This window comes from Streptomyces sp. NPDC051041 (assembly GCF_044456065.1).
GTDB classification, from domain to species: Bacteria; Actinomycetota; Actinomycetes; order Streptomycetales; family Streptomycetaceae; genus Streptomyces; species Streptomyces glaucus.
Map to the genome: position 1 here is coordinate 197,456 of NZ_JBITFM010000001.1, position 14,410 is coordinate 211,865.

A 14,410-nucleotide genomic window follows, 5' to 3' on the forward strand; every position below is an offset into this window, starting at 1 on the left:
ACACCGCCGGCCGGAACGCGGCCCGCCCCGCGCCCGAGCGGTCCCCGGCGCCGCCCTCACAGCGCCGCGGCGCCGTGCTCCCGCAACGCCTGGTCGTACTGTTGCAGCACCCACAGCTCGTTCTGCACGGCGGCCAGCTCGGCCGGGTCGCCGTGGGTGCCCAGGCGGGTCAGCCGGCTCTGGATGTCGCGGACACGGCGCTCGACGGCCCGGCGGCGGACCCGGACCAGCACCTCGCCCGCGTAGACCTCGTCGACCGTACGGCGCATGATCGCCTCGACGGCGAGTTCGGTGACCATCGCGCGGACGGTGTCGTCGGGGGCCGCCTCCCGGACCCGGACCAGGTACTCCTGCGGGTCCTGGAGGCCGTGCTCCGCGCCGCCCGCGTCCAGGATCGCCTGGCGTACGGCGGCGTACGGCGGGGCGGTGAACTCGTCGACGCCGTACGCGTCGAAGGCCGGGGAGACCAGCTCCGGGCGCTGGAGGGCGAGTTTGAGCAGTTCGCGCTCGGTGGCGTAGACGGGGTTGCGGAGGTTGAGCGCCGGGCCGCGGGGGACGGCCGGCGCGGGGACGGCGGCGTACTGCTGCGCCGGGCGCTGCCCGTTCGCCGGGGCCGGGCCCCGGCCGCCGCGCTCGCGGGCCCAGCGGGCCAGCTGGGCCACCCGCCTGACCACGAACTGCGTGTCGAGGATGCCGAGCATGCCCGCGAGCTGCACGGCGACCTCGTGCTGGGCGCCGCTGTTCTTGATGCGGGCGACGACGGGGGCGGCCTCGTCCAGGGCGGCGGCGCGGCCCGCGGGGGTGTCCAGGTCGTAGCGGCCGACGATCTGGCGCAGGGCGAACTCGAAGAGCGGGGTGCGGGGCTCGACCAGGTCGGCGACCGCCTCGTCGCCCTTGGCCAGGCGCAGGTCGCAGGGGTCCATGCCGTCGGGGGCGATGGCGATGTAGGTCTCGGCGGCGAACTTCTGGTCGTCCTCGAAGGCGCGCAGGGCCGCCTTCTGGCCGGCCGCGTCACCGTCGAAGGTGAAGATCACGCGGGCCGAGCCGTTGTCCATCAGCAGCCGGCGCAGGATCTTGATGTGCTCGCCGCCGAAGGCCGTGCCGCAGGTGGCGATCGCGGTCGTCACACCGGCGAGGTGACAGGCCATGACGTCCGTGTAGCCCTCGACCACCACCGCGCGGGAGGTCTTGGCGATCTCCTTCTTCGCCAGGTCGATGCCGTACAGGACCTGGGACTTCTTGTAGATCGCCGTCTCGGGGGTGTTGAGGTACTTCGGGCCGTTGTCCGCCTCGTGGAGCTTGCGCGCGCCGAAGCCGACGACGTCGCCGCCGATGTCGCGGACGGGCCACATCAGACGGCCCCGGAACCGGTCGATGGGGCCGCGGCGGCCCTCCTGGGACAGCCCGGCCAGCAGCAGCTCCTTGTCGCTGAAGCCCTTGCCGCGCAGGTAGCGGGTGAGGTGGTCCCAGCTCTGCGGGCTGTAGCCGACGCCGAAGTGCACGGCGGCGGCCTGGTCGAAGCCGCGTTCGGCGAGGAAGACCCGGCCGGCCTCGGCCTCGGGGCTGGTGGCGAGCTGTTCGGCGTACCACTCGGCGGCGAGTTTGTGGGCCTCGACCAGGCGGATGCGCTCGCCGCGCTGGTGGGCGGGGTTGTACCCGCCCTCCTCGTAGCGCAGGGTGATGCCGGCCTGGGCGGCGAGGCGCTCGACCGCCTCCGAGAAGGAGAGGTGGTCGATCTTCATCACGAACGTGATGGTGTCGCCGCCCTCCTGGCAGCCGAAGCAGTGGAACAGCCCCTTGCTGGGGCTGACCTGGAAGGACGGCGACTTCTCGTCGTGGAAGGGGCACAGGCCCTTGAGGTTGCCGCCGCCGGCGTTGCGCAGCTGGAGGTACTCGGACACCACGGCGTCGATCGGGACCGCGTCCCGTACCGCCTTCACGTCCTCGTCGTTGATCCGTCCTGCCACGGAGTGATTCTACGGGGCGGCACGGACACTCCCGGGGCCGGACGCCCGGCCCCCGGCCGGGGACCGGTCCGCCGCGCGGCGGGCGGGCAGGCGTCGGCGGGGTCTAGGGGACCAGGACGTCCAGCGGCACGTGCGGGTCCGCCAGCGCCTCGGTGTCCACCGGGGCCCGGGAGCGGATCAGCTTCTGGACCGGCTCCGTGACGTCCCGCACGTTCACGTTCATCCCGGCCAGCACGCGCCCCTGCGCCACCCAGAACGCGATGAACTCCCGCTTCCCCGCGTCGCCGCGGATCACCACCTGGTCGTACGTCCCCGGGGGCGCCCAGCCGCTGTACTCCATGCCCAGGTCGTACTGGTCGGAGAAGAAGTAGGGCACCCGGTCGTAGGTCACCGCACGGCCGAGCATCGCGCGGGCGGCGGCCGGGCCGCCGTTCAGGGCGTTGGCCCAGTGCTCGACGCGCAGCCGGACGCCGAAGAGCGGGTGCGGGAAGGAGGCGACGTCGCCGGCGGCGTGGATGTCGGGATCGGAGGTGCGCAGCCGCTCGTCGACGACGATGCCGCCGCCGTGGGCGCGGTCGGCGACCTCCAGCCCCGCCGCCCGGGCGAGGGCGACCCGCGGGACCGCGCCGACGGCGGCGAGGACGTCGTGCGCGGGGTGCTCCTCGCCGTCGTCCGTGCGGGCCGCGAGGACCACGCCGTCCTCGCCGACGATCTCGGTGAGCCGGACGCCGAAGCGGAAGCGGACGCCGCGCTCGCGGTGCAGCTCGGCGAAGAGCTGGCCCAGCTCGGGGCCGAGGGCCGCGTGCAACGGGGTCGGCTCGGGCTCGACGACGGTGACCTCGGCGCCGTACTGGCGGGCCGCCGCCGCGACCTCCAGGCCGATCCAGCCGGCGCCGGCGATCACGAGGTGGCCGTTGTCCCGGCCGAGGTTGGCCAGCACGGTCTTGAGGCGCTCGGCGTGGGCGAGGCGGCGCAGGTGGTGCACGCCCATGAGGTCCGTGCCCGGGATGTCGAGGCGGCGGGGCTCCGCGCCGGTCGCCAGCAGCAGCTTGTCGTAGCGGACGACGGTGCCGTCCTCGCCGAAGCGGACCGTCCTCGCCGTACGGTCGATCGCGTCGACGGTCGCGCCCAGGTGCAGCTCGATGTCGTGGGCGGCGTACCAGGCGGGCTCGTGCACGAAGACGCTGCCGCGCTCCTCCCTGCCGAGCAGGTAGCCCTTGGACAGGGGCGGCCGCTCGTAGGGGTGGTCGCGTTCGTCGCAGATCAGTATCACGCGGCCGGTGAAGCCCTCCGCGCGGAGCGTCTCGGCCGCCCTCACGCCGGCCGGACCGCCTCCGACGACGACGAATGTCTGATCCGCGTCCACCACGTGCTGCCTCCTTCTGGGGTGCGCCACCTGCGAGCGTCCCGCACGGAGCGTGATGCGGGAAGGGGGAGTGACCCGATCAGGCCACGGAGAGTCACATTCGGGCGTGCCCGTGTCCCCCCTGTCCCGTCCGTCGCGCGGGTGTCACGCGTGTCCCGTCAGTCGGGCGTGCAGCGAGCGGGCCGAGACGTCGGTGAGGGAGGCGATCTGGTCGACGACGACCCGCTTGCGGGCACGGTCGTCGGCGGCCCGCTCGAACAGGGCGCGGAACTGCGGGTCCAGGCCGTCCGGGGCGCGGGCGGCGAGCGCCTCGGCCAGTTCGGCGACGACGATCTCCTGCTCGACGCGGAGCCGCTCCTGCTCGGCGCGCTGCATGACGTAGCGGTCGGCGACCGCCTTGAGGACGGCGCACTCCATGCGGGTGCCGCGCGGTACGACGAGCTCGGCGGCGTACCGGGTGAGCCGGCCGCCCCCGTACGCCTGCCGGGTGGCGCCCTCGGCGGCCAGGCAGAACCGGCCGATGAGCTGGCTGGTGGCGTCCTTCAGCCGGGCCTGGGCGAGCGCGGAGCCGTCGTAGCCGTGCGGCCACCACTCCTGGGCGAGGAGGCGGTCGAGCGCCTCGGCCAGTTCCCCGGGGTCGGTGCCGGCGGGGACGTACCGCCCGAGGGCGACCTGGAACACCGTCTGCCGTTCGGTCCCGGCGCGCAGGCAGGCGGGGTCGATGTGGCCGGCGTGCAGGCCGTCCTCCAGGTCGTGCACGGAGTAGGCCACGTCGTCGGACCAGTCCATGACCTGGGCCTCGAAGCAGGCGCGGGTGCCGGGGGCCGCTTCGCGGACCCAGTCGAAGACGGGCCGGTCGTCCTCGTAGACGCCGAACTTCACCGAGGCCGGGTCGGTGGGGTGGGCGCCGCGCGGCCAGGGGTACTTGGTCGCGGCGTCGAGGGCGGCGCGGGTGAGGTTGAGGCCGACGCTGACGAGGCCGCCCGTGCCGGGGTCGGTGACGAAGCGTCGGGGTTCGATGCGGGTGAGCAGGCGCAGCGACTGGGCGTTGCCCTCGAAGCCGCCGCAGTCCCCGGCGACCTCGTTCAGCGCCCGTTCGCCGTTGTGGCCGAAGGGCGGGTGGCCCAGGTCGTGGGAGAGGCAGGCGGCCTCGACGAGATCGGGGTCGCAGCCGAGGCTGGCGCCGAGCTCGCGGCCGACCTGCGCGCATTCGAGCGAGTGGGTGAGCCGGGTGCGGGGGCTGGCGTCCCACACCCGGTGCGGCACGCCCGGGTCGACGACCTGGGTCTTGCCGGCGAGGCGGCGCAGCGCGGCGGAGTGCAGGACGCGGGCGCGGTCGCGCTGGAAGGCGGTGCGGCCGGGGCGTTTGTCCGGTTCGGGTGCCCAGCGGGCGACTGACGCCGGGTCATAGCCGGCGGGGGGTGCGGTGCCTTCCATGGTCCGACAGTAAGGGCACGAGGGGGCCGTGCGCCCGGACACCGGTCCGTCGGGCGCCGGGCCTCGTCACCGGCCGCGCCCGAGCGGGCCGTCGTCCGGGGCCGTCGCGTGCCGTGCGGCCCGGCCCGGGCGGCCCCGGGCCGGGCCGGATCCGTCCGCCGGTCAGTCGAACACGGCGGCGAACATGCCGGGCGCGTAGGAGCCTCCCCGCTGGCGCGTGATCACGGCGAGCCGGTTGGCCGCGTTGATCAGGGCGACCAGGCAGACCAGTGCGGCGGTCCGGTCGTCGTCGTAGTGCTCGCGCACCTGGGCCCAGGTCTCGTCGGACACGCCGTGGTGGGCGTCGGCGAGCCGGGTGCCCTCCTCGGCGAGCGCCAGCGCGGCCCGCTCGGCCTCGGTGAACACGGTGGACTCGCGCCAGGCGGCGACCAGGTGGAGCCGGACCGCGCTCTCACCGGCGGCCGCGGCCTCCTTGGTGTGCATGTCGACGCAGTGACCGCAGCCGTTGATCTGGCTGGCGCGCAACGACACCAGCTCCTGCGTGGACTTCGGCAGCGGCGACTGCTGGACCAGCAGGCCGGCGGCTGCGAACCGCTTGGCGAACCGGGCGGCTACCTCGTTGCCGAACAGGTCGAATCGGGCGTCCATGGCTTCGTCCTCACTCGTGTGCCGTACGGGACGACCACGAGACGCCGGCGGCCCGCTCCCCGTGACGGGTCCCCGGTGTGACGTACGCCACCGCCCGCGGGTGTCACAGGGCCGCGGGGACCGGCGTCCTGTGCGTATGACACCGTCGAAAGCGCACAGGCGGGAGCGGCCGGTGGGGAGCGGGCGCGCCAGGGACACGGCCGGGCGGCCCGCCGGCGGCGGGCCCGCGGACCCCGCCACCGAGGCGTTCGTCGCCCATCGCAACCTGCTGTTCACCGTCGCCTACGAGTTGCTCGGCTCGGCCGCCGACGCGGAGGACGTCCTGCAGGAGACCTGGCTGCGGTGGGCGGGTGTCGACCTCGCCGAGGTGCGGGACCGGCGTGCGTACCTGGTCCGGATCGTCACGCGCCAGGCGCTGAGCCGGCTGCGCGCGCTCGGCCGCCGCCGGGAGTCCTACGTCGGCTCCTGGCTGCCCGAGCCGCTGCTGACCGCCCCGGACGTGGCCGAGGACGTCGAGCTGGCCGACAGCGTCTCCACGGCGATGCTGCTGGTGCTGGAGACGCTCGCGCCGACCGAGCGGGCGGTGTTCGTGCTGCGCGAGGTGTTCGGCCTCGGGTACGACGAGATCGCCGGAGCCGTCGGCAGGAGCCCGGCCGCGGTCCGTCAGATCGCGCACCGGGCCCGGGCGCACGTCGCGGCGCGCCGGCCGCGCGGGTCCGTCTCCCCGGCCGAGACCCGGGACGCGCTGGAGGCGTTCCGGCGGGCCGCCGAGACGGGCGACCTGCAGGGCCTGCTCGACGTGCTCGCGCCGGACGTCGTGCTGATGGGCGACGGCGGCGGAGTCGTGCAGGCCGTGCCGCGGCCCGTCGTGGGGGCCGACAAGGTGGCCCGTCTGCTGATCGCCGGGCTGGGCAGGGCCGCCGCCGCGGTGTCGCTGCGGCCGGCGCAGGTCAACGGCCGCCCGGCGCTGGTCTTCCGGGTCGACGGCGCGCTCGACACCGTCGTGACGGCGCGCGTCGACGACGGCCTCGTCGCCGGGCTCTACGCCGTGCGCAATCCCGGGAAGCTGGGGCACATGCGGCAGGAGACCGTCCTGTGCCGCCGAACCGGCCGGGCCTCCGGCTGACGGACGCGGCGGGTGCCACCGCCCGTGCGGCGCGGCGGCGGCGCCTCCGTCGGTGCGCGGGGCCGTCCCTCACCGCGCGCCTCGGGCCGGCGCCGGTTCGGGCCGCGCGGCGGCCGGTGCCGCCAGGGCCCGGTCGTAGCGGTGCAGGATCAGGCGGGCCACCGCCGGGTGGGTGCCCAGCGGCGCCGCCGCCAGCCAGGGGGCCTTGTCCGCGCATTCGGCGGCGAAGCGGCCGGGGGCAGTGAAGTAGGAGGCCAGGGCGACACGGGTGCGGCCCTGGGCGGCGAGGTGCCGGACGGCGTCCTCGACCGTGGGGGCGGCGGCGGAGGCGTAGGCGGGCAGGACGGGGACGCCCAGGCGGTCGGCGAGCAGGCGGGCGGTGCGGTCCGTGTCGGTCCTCGACTCCGGGTCCCGGGAGCCGGCGGCGGCGAGCACGACGGCGTCGGCGCGGCGGGCGGCGGCGTCCGCACCGGTGCGCCAGCCGGCCTCGACGAGGCGGGCGTGCAGGGCGTCCACGAGGAGGGGGTGCGGGCCGAGCGGGGCGGCCACGCGCGTGCGGGCCGGGGACGCGGCGGCCGCCTCGGGGATGTCCCGCTTGACGTGGTAGCCGCGGCTGAGCAGCAGCGGTACCAGGACGGCGTCCGCGTCCCCGAGCGCGGCGAGCGTGTCGGGGAGCAGGGGCGCGTTCAGCTCGATGTGGCCGAGGTGCACGGGCAGGCCGGGGCGCAGCGCGCGGACCCTTTCGAGGAGGGCGCGCACGGTGCCCGGCGCGCGCGGGTCGCGGCTGCCGTGGGCCACGAGCACCAGGGCGGGCGGGCCCGGGCGGCGGCCGGCCGGCGGGACGGGGCCGCGCCGGGCGGCGGTGCGGCCGTCGGTCCGGCCCCTGGGGTTCGCCGCGGTGCCGGGGAGGGTCGTGGACGCGCCGCGGGGAGTGTCCGGCCCGCCGGGCCCCGATTCGCTGATCGCCGTCATGCGTCGATGGTGCGGGCGCGGGGTTGCCGCCCCGTTGCGCCGGCGTCACGGGGGTTTTCGGGGGGTTCACGGCGCGGTGCGGAGCCGTGTGAGGCGGCCGGGGCCGGTGGTCACGCCGGCGTCCGGCGTCGGCCGGCGTCGGTGACCTGCCCCGGCCGTGCGGCGACCGCGTCCGGCTCGCCGGCGTCCGGGCGGGGCGCCGCCTCCCGTGTCCGGGCCTCACGGCGGCCCCCCGGACGCGGGGAGGTCGCCGTACCGGTCGTGTAACAGGGGCCGGCGCGACGCGTAACACCGGGGACGCAGGCTGAACGGCATGCAGAACTCCGCGACGCCCACGCACTGCCCCTACTGCGCCCTGCAGTGCGGGATGAATCTGACGCCCGCCGCCGACGGGACCGTCGAGGTGACCGAGCGCGCGGACTTCCCGGTGAACCGGGGCGCGCTGTGCGGCAAGGGCCGCACCGCGCCGGCGGTGCTGTCGTCCCGGGTGCGGCTGACCTCCCCGCTGGTGCGCTCCGCGGGCGCGCTGGTGCCCGCCTCCTGGGACGAGGCGCTGGACCGGATCGCCGAGGGGCTCGCCCGCACGCGCGCCGAGCACGGCCCGGACGCGGTCGGGGTGTTCGGCGGGGGCGGGCTGACCAACGAGAAGGCGTACGCGCTCGGCAAGTTCGCGCGGGTGGTGCTGGGCACCTCCCAGATCGACTACAACGGCCGGTTCTGCATGTCGTCGGCCGCGGCGGCCGGCACGAAGGCGTTCGGCCTGGACCGCGGGCTGCCCTTCCCGCTGGCGGACATCCCGCGGACCGGCTGCGTGATCCTCGTCGGCTCCAACCTCGCGGAGACCATGCCGCCGGCGCTGCGGTACCTCACCGAGCTGAAGGACAACGGCGGCACGCTGATCGTCGTCGACCCGCGCCGCACCAGGACCGCCGAGCAGGCCGACCTGCACCTGGCGCCCCGGCCCGGCACCGACCTGGCGCTCGCCCTGGGCCTGCTGCACCTGGTCGTCGCCGAGGGCCGCACGGACGAGGCGTACATCCGGGAGCGGACCGTGGGCTGGGAAGAGGCGCGGGCGGCGGCGATGGCGCACTGGCCGGAGTACGTGGAGCGGATCACGGGGGTGTCCGTGCCGCAGCTGCGCCGGGCCGTGCGGATGTTCTGCGAACCCGAGGCCGCCATGGTGCTCACCGCGCGCGGGCCCGAGCAGCAGTCCAAGGGCACCGACACGGTGGGCGCCTGGATCAACCTGTGCCTGGCGACCGGGCGGGCCGGGCGGCCCCGGTCGGGGTACGGCTGCCTGACCGGGCAGGGCAACGGGCAGGGCGGACGCGAACACGGCCAGAAGGCCGACCAGCTGCCCGGCTACCGCAAGCTGACCGACCCGGCGGCGCGGCGGCACGTCGCCGGGGTGTGGGGCGTGGACCCGGACAGCCTGCCGGGCCCGGGCCGCAGCGCGTACGAGCTGCTGGACGCGCTGGGCACGGACATCAGGTCGCTGCTGCTGATGGGCTCCAACCCGGTGGTGTCGGCGCCGCGCGCCGCGCACGTGGAGGAGCGCGTCCGGTCGCTGGACTTCCTCGCGGTGTGCGACGTGGTGCTGTCGGAGACGGCGGCGCTCGCGGACGTCGTCCTGCCCGTCACCCAGTGGGCGGAGGAGACCGGCACCATGACCAGCCTGGAGGGCCGGGTGCTGCTGCGGCGGCGCGCGCTCGCCCCGCCCGAGGGCGTCCGCAGCGACCTGGAGGTGCTGCACGGGCTCGCCGCCCGGCTGGGGGTGGAGAAGGGCTTCCCGGCCGATCCGGAGGAGGTCTTCGAGGAGCTGCGCCGGGCGAGCGCGGGCGGACCCGCCGACTACTCCGGGATCACCTACCGCAGGCTGGCGGAGGAGAACGGCGTGTTCTGGCCGTGCCCGGCGCCCGCCGCGGCCGGGGACGCCGCGGGCGCCGCGCCCGACGGGCCGGACGCCCGCCCCGGCGATCCGGCGCGGGACCGCGCCCCCGCCACGGCCGCGCACCCCGGCACGCCCCGCCTCTTCCTCGACCGGTTCGCCACCGAGGACGGCCGGGCCCGCTTCGTCCCCGTCGCGCACCGGGCGGCCGCGGAGGAACCGGACGAGGAGTATCCCGTGCTGCTGACCACCGGGCGGGTCGTGGCGCAGTACCAGTCCGGCGCCCAGACCCGGCGCGTCGACGAGCTGAACGCCGCCGCGCCGGGGCCGTTCGTGGAGCTGCATCCGCGGCTGGCGGCCCGGCTGGGCGCGGCGGAGGGCGACCCGGTGGCGGTGGTGTCCCGGCGCGGACGGGCCGTCGCGCCCGCCCGCATCACGACCGCCATCCGCCCGGACACCGTCTTCATGCCCTTCCACTGGCCGGGCGAGGGCCGCGCCAACACCCTCACCAACCCCGCCCTCGACCCGGCCTCCCGCATGCCGGAGTTCAAGGCGTGCGCGGTGCGGCTGGAGGCCGTGCGGCGGTAGCGCGCCCGCCCGGCCGCCGGTGCTCACCCGGCGCCGGGGGGCCGCGCGCCGCGCCGGGACGCCGTCCAGTCCCCGCCCGCGACGCGCGTGCCCCCGTTGCGCAGCCGCGCGGCGACGGCGGGGGCGGCCAGGTACACCCACGCCCGCGCCTCCCCGCCGTCGCACACCACCCGGCGCTCGACGCGCTCGTAGAGGTTGCGCGCGCCGCCCGGCGTGTACCCCTCCAGCCGGTCCAGCTCGGCGAGCAGCGCGCGGTACTCCTCCGGCCGTGCGGTGACGAGTTCGCCGTGCACCACGCCGCCGGGCTCCGCCACGGCGTACGGGTAGCCGGGTCCGGCGTACAGCACCGCGTCCCGCAGCCGCGCCGGCTCCTCGGCGCGGGTCCGGCCGCGCAGGAACAGGGCGTGGTTGGGCTCGCCGGGGCGCAGGGTGCCGTAGACGAAGAACGGGAGCTCCGGGGGACTCACGCGGACGATTCTCTCCCCTCGCACGCCTCCGCGGGCCCGCCCCGGTCCCCGGCCCGGCACGACCGCCCGGATCACGGTCGTCCTCGGCGCCGCCCGGGACGGCCCGCGCGGGCCGCCGGCCCCGGTCACCCGTTCACCGCCGCGCCCTGCACCCATCGGGTGTTCTTCCGCGACCCGCCCGGCCGCCCCTCGCCGCACGTCGGTGACCTGCTGAAACAGCGGGCGGGCGGGGTCCGGGGCGGCACCGTCCGACACCCGTTCACCTCATTTCTGACAGTCTTTCAGGAAGCGGGCGGGACCCGGTGCCACTTACCTCGGTAGGGCAGGGACGCGATCACGAAGGAGCCTTGATGCGCCGCACCGCCCGTCTGCTGACCGGGACCGCGCTCGCTTTCACCGCCGCGGGCCTGGCCGCCGTGCCCGCGTACGGCGCGGGCACCGGCGGCCTCCAGGTGTACCCGTCCTCGGCCGTGCCGGGCGGCCGGGTCACGGTGAACACGGCGGCGTGCGGCGACGCCGGCACGATCGCGGGCGACGCCCGCGCGGTCGGCGCGGGCGCCTTCACGCTGGCGCCGAGCACCCACCGGGGCGAGGCGATCGGCCAGTTCCGGGTGCCGCCCGGCGCCCGGCCGGGGACGTACGAGATCGTCGCCACGTGCGCCGGGAGCGGCCGGCGGGTGACGGGCGACCTGGTGGTCACACCGGCGTCCTCCCGCGCGCAGGTGCACCCCAGAGGAAGCGTGAAGACGGGGGTCGGCGGCGCTCTGGGCCCCGATCCCGTGCAGACCGCGGCCGGTGTGGCGGCCCTCGCCGTCGCCGCCGCGGGCGGTACCTGGCTCCTGCATCGCCGGGCGAGAGGCGACGGGATCTGACGGACACCCTCCGCTGTCCGTCCGCCGGTACCGCAACTCCCCTCCCCCTCCGGGTCCGACGCCCCTCGCGGCCCGGAGGGGGCCGGGGCCCGAAGGAGAGGGCTCGTCATGCACAGGGTCGGCGACATCGCCATGGCGGCCGTCACGCTGGTCGCCCTCGGCGCCGGCGCCTGGCTGCTGGTCTGCGGCGCCCCGCACGCCCCGCCGCAGCCGTCCGCCGCCGAGGCCCGTGCCGCGCGGGACGCCGAGCCGCCCGCCGCGCCGGCGCTGCCGCCCTCCCCGCCCGACCGCATCCGCATCCCGGCGATCCGGGTGGACGCCCCCCTCGTGGGCCTCGGCCTCACCCCGTCCGGCGGCCTGGACGCGCCGCCCGCCGCCGAGCCGAACCTCGCCGGCTGGTACCAGGCCGGCACCACGCCCGGCGAGACCGGCACCGCGATCGTCGCCGGGCACGTCGACAACGCCGACGGCCCCGCCGTCTTCTACCGCCTCGGCGCCCTGCGGAAGGGCAGCACCGTGGAGGTGGGCCGGCGGGACGGCGGCGTGGCGGTGTTCACCGTGGACGCGGTCGAGGTGTACGCCGCGCGGCACTTCCCCGACGAGCGGGTGTACGGGGCGGCGCGCCGGCCCGAGCTGCGGGTCATCACCTGCGGCGGGGGCTACTCGCGGAGCACCGGCTACCAGGGCAACGTCGTCGTCTTCGCGCACCTGACGGGCAGCCGGTGAGCCGGCCGCCCGCGTCCCCGGGGCCGGGCGGGTCCTAGCCCGCCGCCTCCACCGGCCGCCGGGCGGCCGGCCGCTCGCGTCCCCAGGCGGCCAGCGGCTCGAGCGCGTCGTTGAGGCGTACGCCGTCCTCGGTCAGCGAGTACTCGACGCGGGGCGGCACCTCGTCGTAGGAGACGCGGTGCACGACGCCGTCCGCCTCCATCTCACGCAGGTGGGAGGCCAGCACCTTCTCGGTGATCCCCGGAAGCAGCCGGCGCAGCTCGCCGAAGCGGCGGCGGGGGTGTTCGTGGAGCGCCCAGAGGATCAGCACCTTCCACTTGCCGCCGATCACCTCCATGGCGGTGTCGATCCCGCAGACGTGTCCATCCGGTGCGCCCGGCCGGTTCAGCGTCGTCATGCCCACCCCTTTGACGTGCTCGCTCACCTCAGGGTAACCGCCCACTCCGAAGTGCGTACTTGATCACCCCCGGGCCGGCGGCGAGCCTGATCGGCATGACACGGAACACGACCGGGAAGACCTCCCTCACCCTGCTGGGCCTCGGCGCGATGGGCACCGCGCTGGCCCGTGCCTGGCTCGCCGCCGGCCATCCGCTCACCGTCTGGAACCGCACCCCGGCCCGCGCCGCGGCGCTCGCCGCCGAGGGCGCGCGGGTCGCGGACGGCGCCGCGGCGGCGGTCGCGGCGAACACCCTGGTCGTCGTCTGCCTGCTGGACGACGCCTCGGTGGACGAGGTGCTGGCCGGCGCCGACCTGGCCGGCCGGGACCTGGTCAACCTGACCTCCGGCACCCCCGCCCAGGCCCGCGCCCGCGCCGAGTGGGCCCGCGAGCGCGGCGCCCGCTACCTGGACGGCGGGATCATGGCCGTCCCGCCCATGATCGGCGTCCCGGAAGCCGGCGGCCACGTCCTCTACAGCGGCTCGCGGGAGCTGTTCGAGCGGCACCGGGAGACCCTGGGCGTCCCGGCCGGCACCACCTACGTCGGCGAGGACACGGGCTTCGCGGCCCTGTACGACGTGGCCCTGCTCAGCGCCATGTACGGGATGTTCGCCGGGGCCGCGCACGCCTTCGCCCTGATCCGCACGGAGGACATCGACCCCACGGCGTTCGCCCCGCTGCTCGCCGGCTGGCTCGCCGCGATGGCCCCGTCGGTCCACCAGACCGCCGGGCAGCTGCGCAGCGGCGACTACACCGAGGGCGTCGTCTCCGACCTCGCCATGCAGGTGGCCGGCGTGCCGACCTTCCTGGACACCGCCGAGCAGCAGGGGGTCAGCACGGAGCTGCTGCGCCCCTACTTCGAGCTGATGCGCCGCCGCCTGGCCGAGGGCAGCGGAGCGGAGGGCCTGACGGGCGTGGTCGACCTGCTGGTGCGCTGACCGGCACCGCCGCCCCACGCGTCAGGCGAGCCACTGCTCGTAGGCCAGGTTCGCCACCAGGGCGAAGACCACCGCCAGCAGCACGACGCGCACGAAGCGGCTGCCCCTCTTCAGCGCCGTGCGGGCGCCCAGCATGCCGCCCGCCAGGTTGAACACGGCCATCAGCGCGGCCAGCCGCCACAGCACCGCGCCCTGCCAGGCGAACATGGCGAGCGCGCCCGCGTTGGTGCAGCAGTTGACGATCTTGGCGGTGGCGGAGGCGGCCACCAGGTCCAGGTGCAGGACGGCGGTGAGCGCCAGGACGAGGAACGTGCCGGTGCCGGGGCCGATGAAACCGTCGTAGAAACCGATGCCCAGGCCCGCGAGGCCGATCGCCGCGAGGACCCGGCGGCGGGTGGCCGGACCGGGCGCGGGGGCCGTGCCGAAGGCGGGGCGCAGGATCACGAAGGCGGCGACCCCGAGCAGCACCACCATGATCACGGGTTTGAGCACCTCGGTGCTCATCCCGGCCGCGAAGAAGGCCCCGGCGGACGACCCGGCGAGGGCGGCCAGCCCGATGCGCACGGCCGTGCGCACGTCCACCGGGGCCTTGCGCGCGTACGTCACCGCCGCGCCCGTCGTGCCGACGATGGCGACCGCCTTGTTGGTGCCGAGCGCGTGCGCGGCCGGGGTGCCCGACGGCAGGCCCAGCAGCAGGACGGGCAGCAGCAGGAGCCCGCCGCCGCCGACCACGGCGTCGATCCACCCGGCGGCGAGCGCCGCGAGGCAGAGCAGGGCGACCATGGTGAGCGTGATGTCGGGCATGGCCGCGACCCTACGGACGGGATGGATGTGCCGTCCAACCGGATGAGGGCTTTCCGAGGTTCGGCCCGTCGTGGCCCCGGCCCCACCGCGCGGTCCGTCCCACCGCGCGGCCCCTCCCGCGGCCCTCACACCCGCCCCCCGGCCCCGTTGAGGGCAGCGTTCCCCCCGGGAAACA

The 14,410-nt window shown here is 76.3% G+C and carries 13 protein-coding genes; 5 read left to right on the forward strand and 8 right to left on the reverse strand.

All coding sequences use genetic code 11. From position 1 onward, the window contains the following. Nucleotides 1-56: 56 nt before the first annotated feature. From dnaG to ACIBAI_RS00940, 4 genes are all read right to left on the reverse strand, one after another. Nucleotides 57-1,967 carry a DNA primase gene (gene dnaG, locus ACIBAI_RS00925; RefSeq protein ID WP_399030266.1) on the reverse strand — a complete coding sequence of 637 codons (1,911 nt, stop codon included), beginning with the start codon at nt 1,965-1,967 and terminating at the stop codon, nt 57-59. Nucleotides 1,968-2,070: 103 nt separating this feature from the next. Continuing rightward, a complete protein-coding gene (locus ACIBAI_RS00930) occupies nt 2,071-3,336 on the reverse strand; it encodes an NAD(P)/FAD-dependent oxidoreductase (RefSeq protein ID WP_399030267.1) in 1,266 nt (421 codons plus the stop codon). Between the two features lie 141 nt (nt 3,337-3,477). After that, nucleotides 3,478-4,770 (reverse strand): deoxyguanosinetriphosphate triphosphohydrolase, encoded by a 1,293-nt coding sequence (locus ACIBAI_RS00935; RefSeq protein ID WP_399030268.1) that lies wholly within the window; start codon nt 4,768-4,770, stop codon nt 3,478-3,480. Between the two features lie 162 nt (nt 4,771-4,932). Next, nucleotides 4,933-5,418, reverse strand: coding sequence for a carboxymuconolactone decarboxylase family protein (locus tag ACIBAI_RS00940; protein WP_399030269.1), 486 nt, complete (start codon nt 5,416-5,418; stop codon nt 4,933-4,935). Nucleotides 5,419-5,548: 130 nt separating this feature from the next. Between ACIBAI_RS00940 and ACIBAI_RS00945 the strand changes: the two genes are divergently transcribed. Further along, a complete protein-coding gene (locus ACIBAI_RS00945) occupies nt 5,549-6,544 on the forward strand; it encodes an RNA polymerase sigma-70 factor (protein WP_399030270.1) in 996 nt (331 codons plus the stop codon). A gap of 69 nt (nt 6,545-6,613) precedes the next feature. Here ACIBAI_RS00945 and ACIBAI_RS00950 read toward each other — a convergent pair whose 3' ends face one another. Continuing rightward, nucleotides 6,614-7,516, reverse strand: a complete 903-nt coding sequence (locus ACIBAI_RS00950; protein WP_399030271.1) for a sirohydrochlorin chelatase — start codon at nt 7,514-7,516, stop codon at nt 6,614-6,616. Nucleotides 7,517-7,829: 313 nt separating this feature from the next. Between ACIBAI_RS00950 and ACIBAI_RS00955 the strand changes: the two genes are divergently transcribed. Next, nucleotides 7,830-9,992, forward strand: a complete 2,163-nt coding sequence (locus tag ACIBAI_RS00955) for a molybdopterin oxidoreductase family protein (RefSeq protein ID WP_399030272.1) — start codon at nt 7,830-7,832, stop codon at nt 9,990-9,992. A 23-nt stretch (nt 9,993-10,015) separates the two neighbouring features. Here the strand turns inward: ACIBAI_RS00955 and ACIBAI_RS00960 are convergent, their stop codons facing one another. Beyond that, the gene (locus ACIBAI_RS00960; RefSeq protein ID WP_399030273.1) at nt 10,016-10,459 is read right to left on the reverse strand and encodes a gamma-glutamylcyclotransferase family protein; all 444 of its coding nucleotides are present in this window, start codon (nt 10,457-10,459) and stop codon (nt 10,016-10,018) included. Between the two features lie 350 nt (nt 10,460-10,809). Here ACIBAI_RS00960 and ACIBAI_RS00965 point away from each other — a divergent pair, with 350 nt between their 5' ends. Both ACIBAI_RS00965 and ACIBAI_RS00970 read left to right on the forward strand, forming a co-directional pair. Then, complete coding sequence (locus ACIBAI_RS00965) at nt 10,810-11,331, forward strand: hypothetical protein (protein ID WP_399030274.1); 522 nt, start codon at nt 10,810-10,812, stop codon at nt 11,329-11,331. A gap of 108 nt (nt 11,332-11,439) precedes the next feature. Continuing rightward, nucleotides 11,440-12,057, forward strand: coding sequence for a class F sortase (locus tag ACIBAI_RS00970; protein WP_344601877.1), 618 nt, complete (start codon nt 11,440-11,442; stop codon nt 12,055-12,057). A 34-nt stretch (nt 12,058-12,091) separates the two neighbouring features. On the opposite strand, the gene ACIBAI_RS00975 is transcribed toward ACIBAI_RS00970, so the two are convergent. Continuing rightward, nucleotides 12,092-12,454 (reverse strand): winged helix-turn-helix transcriptional regulator, encoded by a 363-nt coding sequence (locus ACIBAI_RS00975; protein WP_399030275.1) that lies wholly within the window; start codon nt 12,452-12,454, stop codon nt 12,092-12,094. Between the two features lie 95 nt (nt 12,455-12,549). Here ACIBAI_RS00975 and ACIBAI_RS00980 point away from each other — a divergent pair, with 95 nt between their 5' ends. Then, a complete protein-coding gene (locus tag ACIBAI_RS00980) occupies nt 12,550-13,431 on the forward strand; it encodes an NAD(P)-dependent oxidoreductase (protein ID WP_399030277.1) in 882 nt (293 codons plus the stop codon). 21 nt (nt 13,432-13,452) lie between these two features. Here the strand turns inward: ACIBAI_RS00980 and ACIBAI_RS00985 are convergent, their stop codons facing one another. Then, nucleotides 13,453-14,235, reverse strand: coding sequence for a sulfite exporter TauE/SafE family protein (locus ACIBAI_RS00985; protein ID WP_399030278.1), 783 nt, complete (start codon nt 14,233-14,235; stop codon nt 13,453-13,455). Nucleotides 14,236-14,410: the final 175 nt, after the last annotated feature.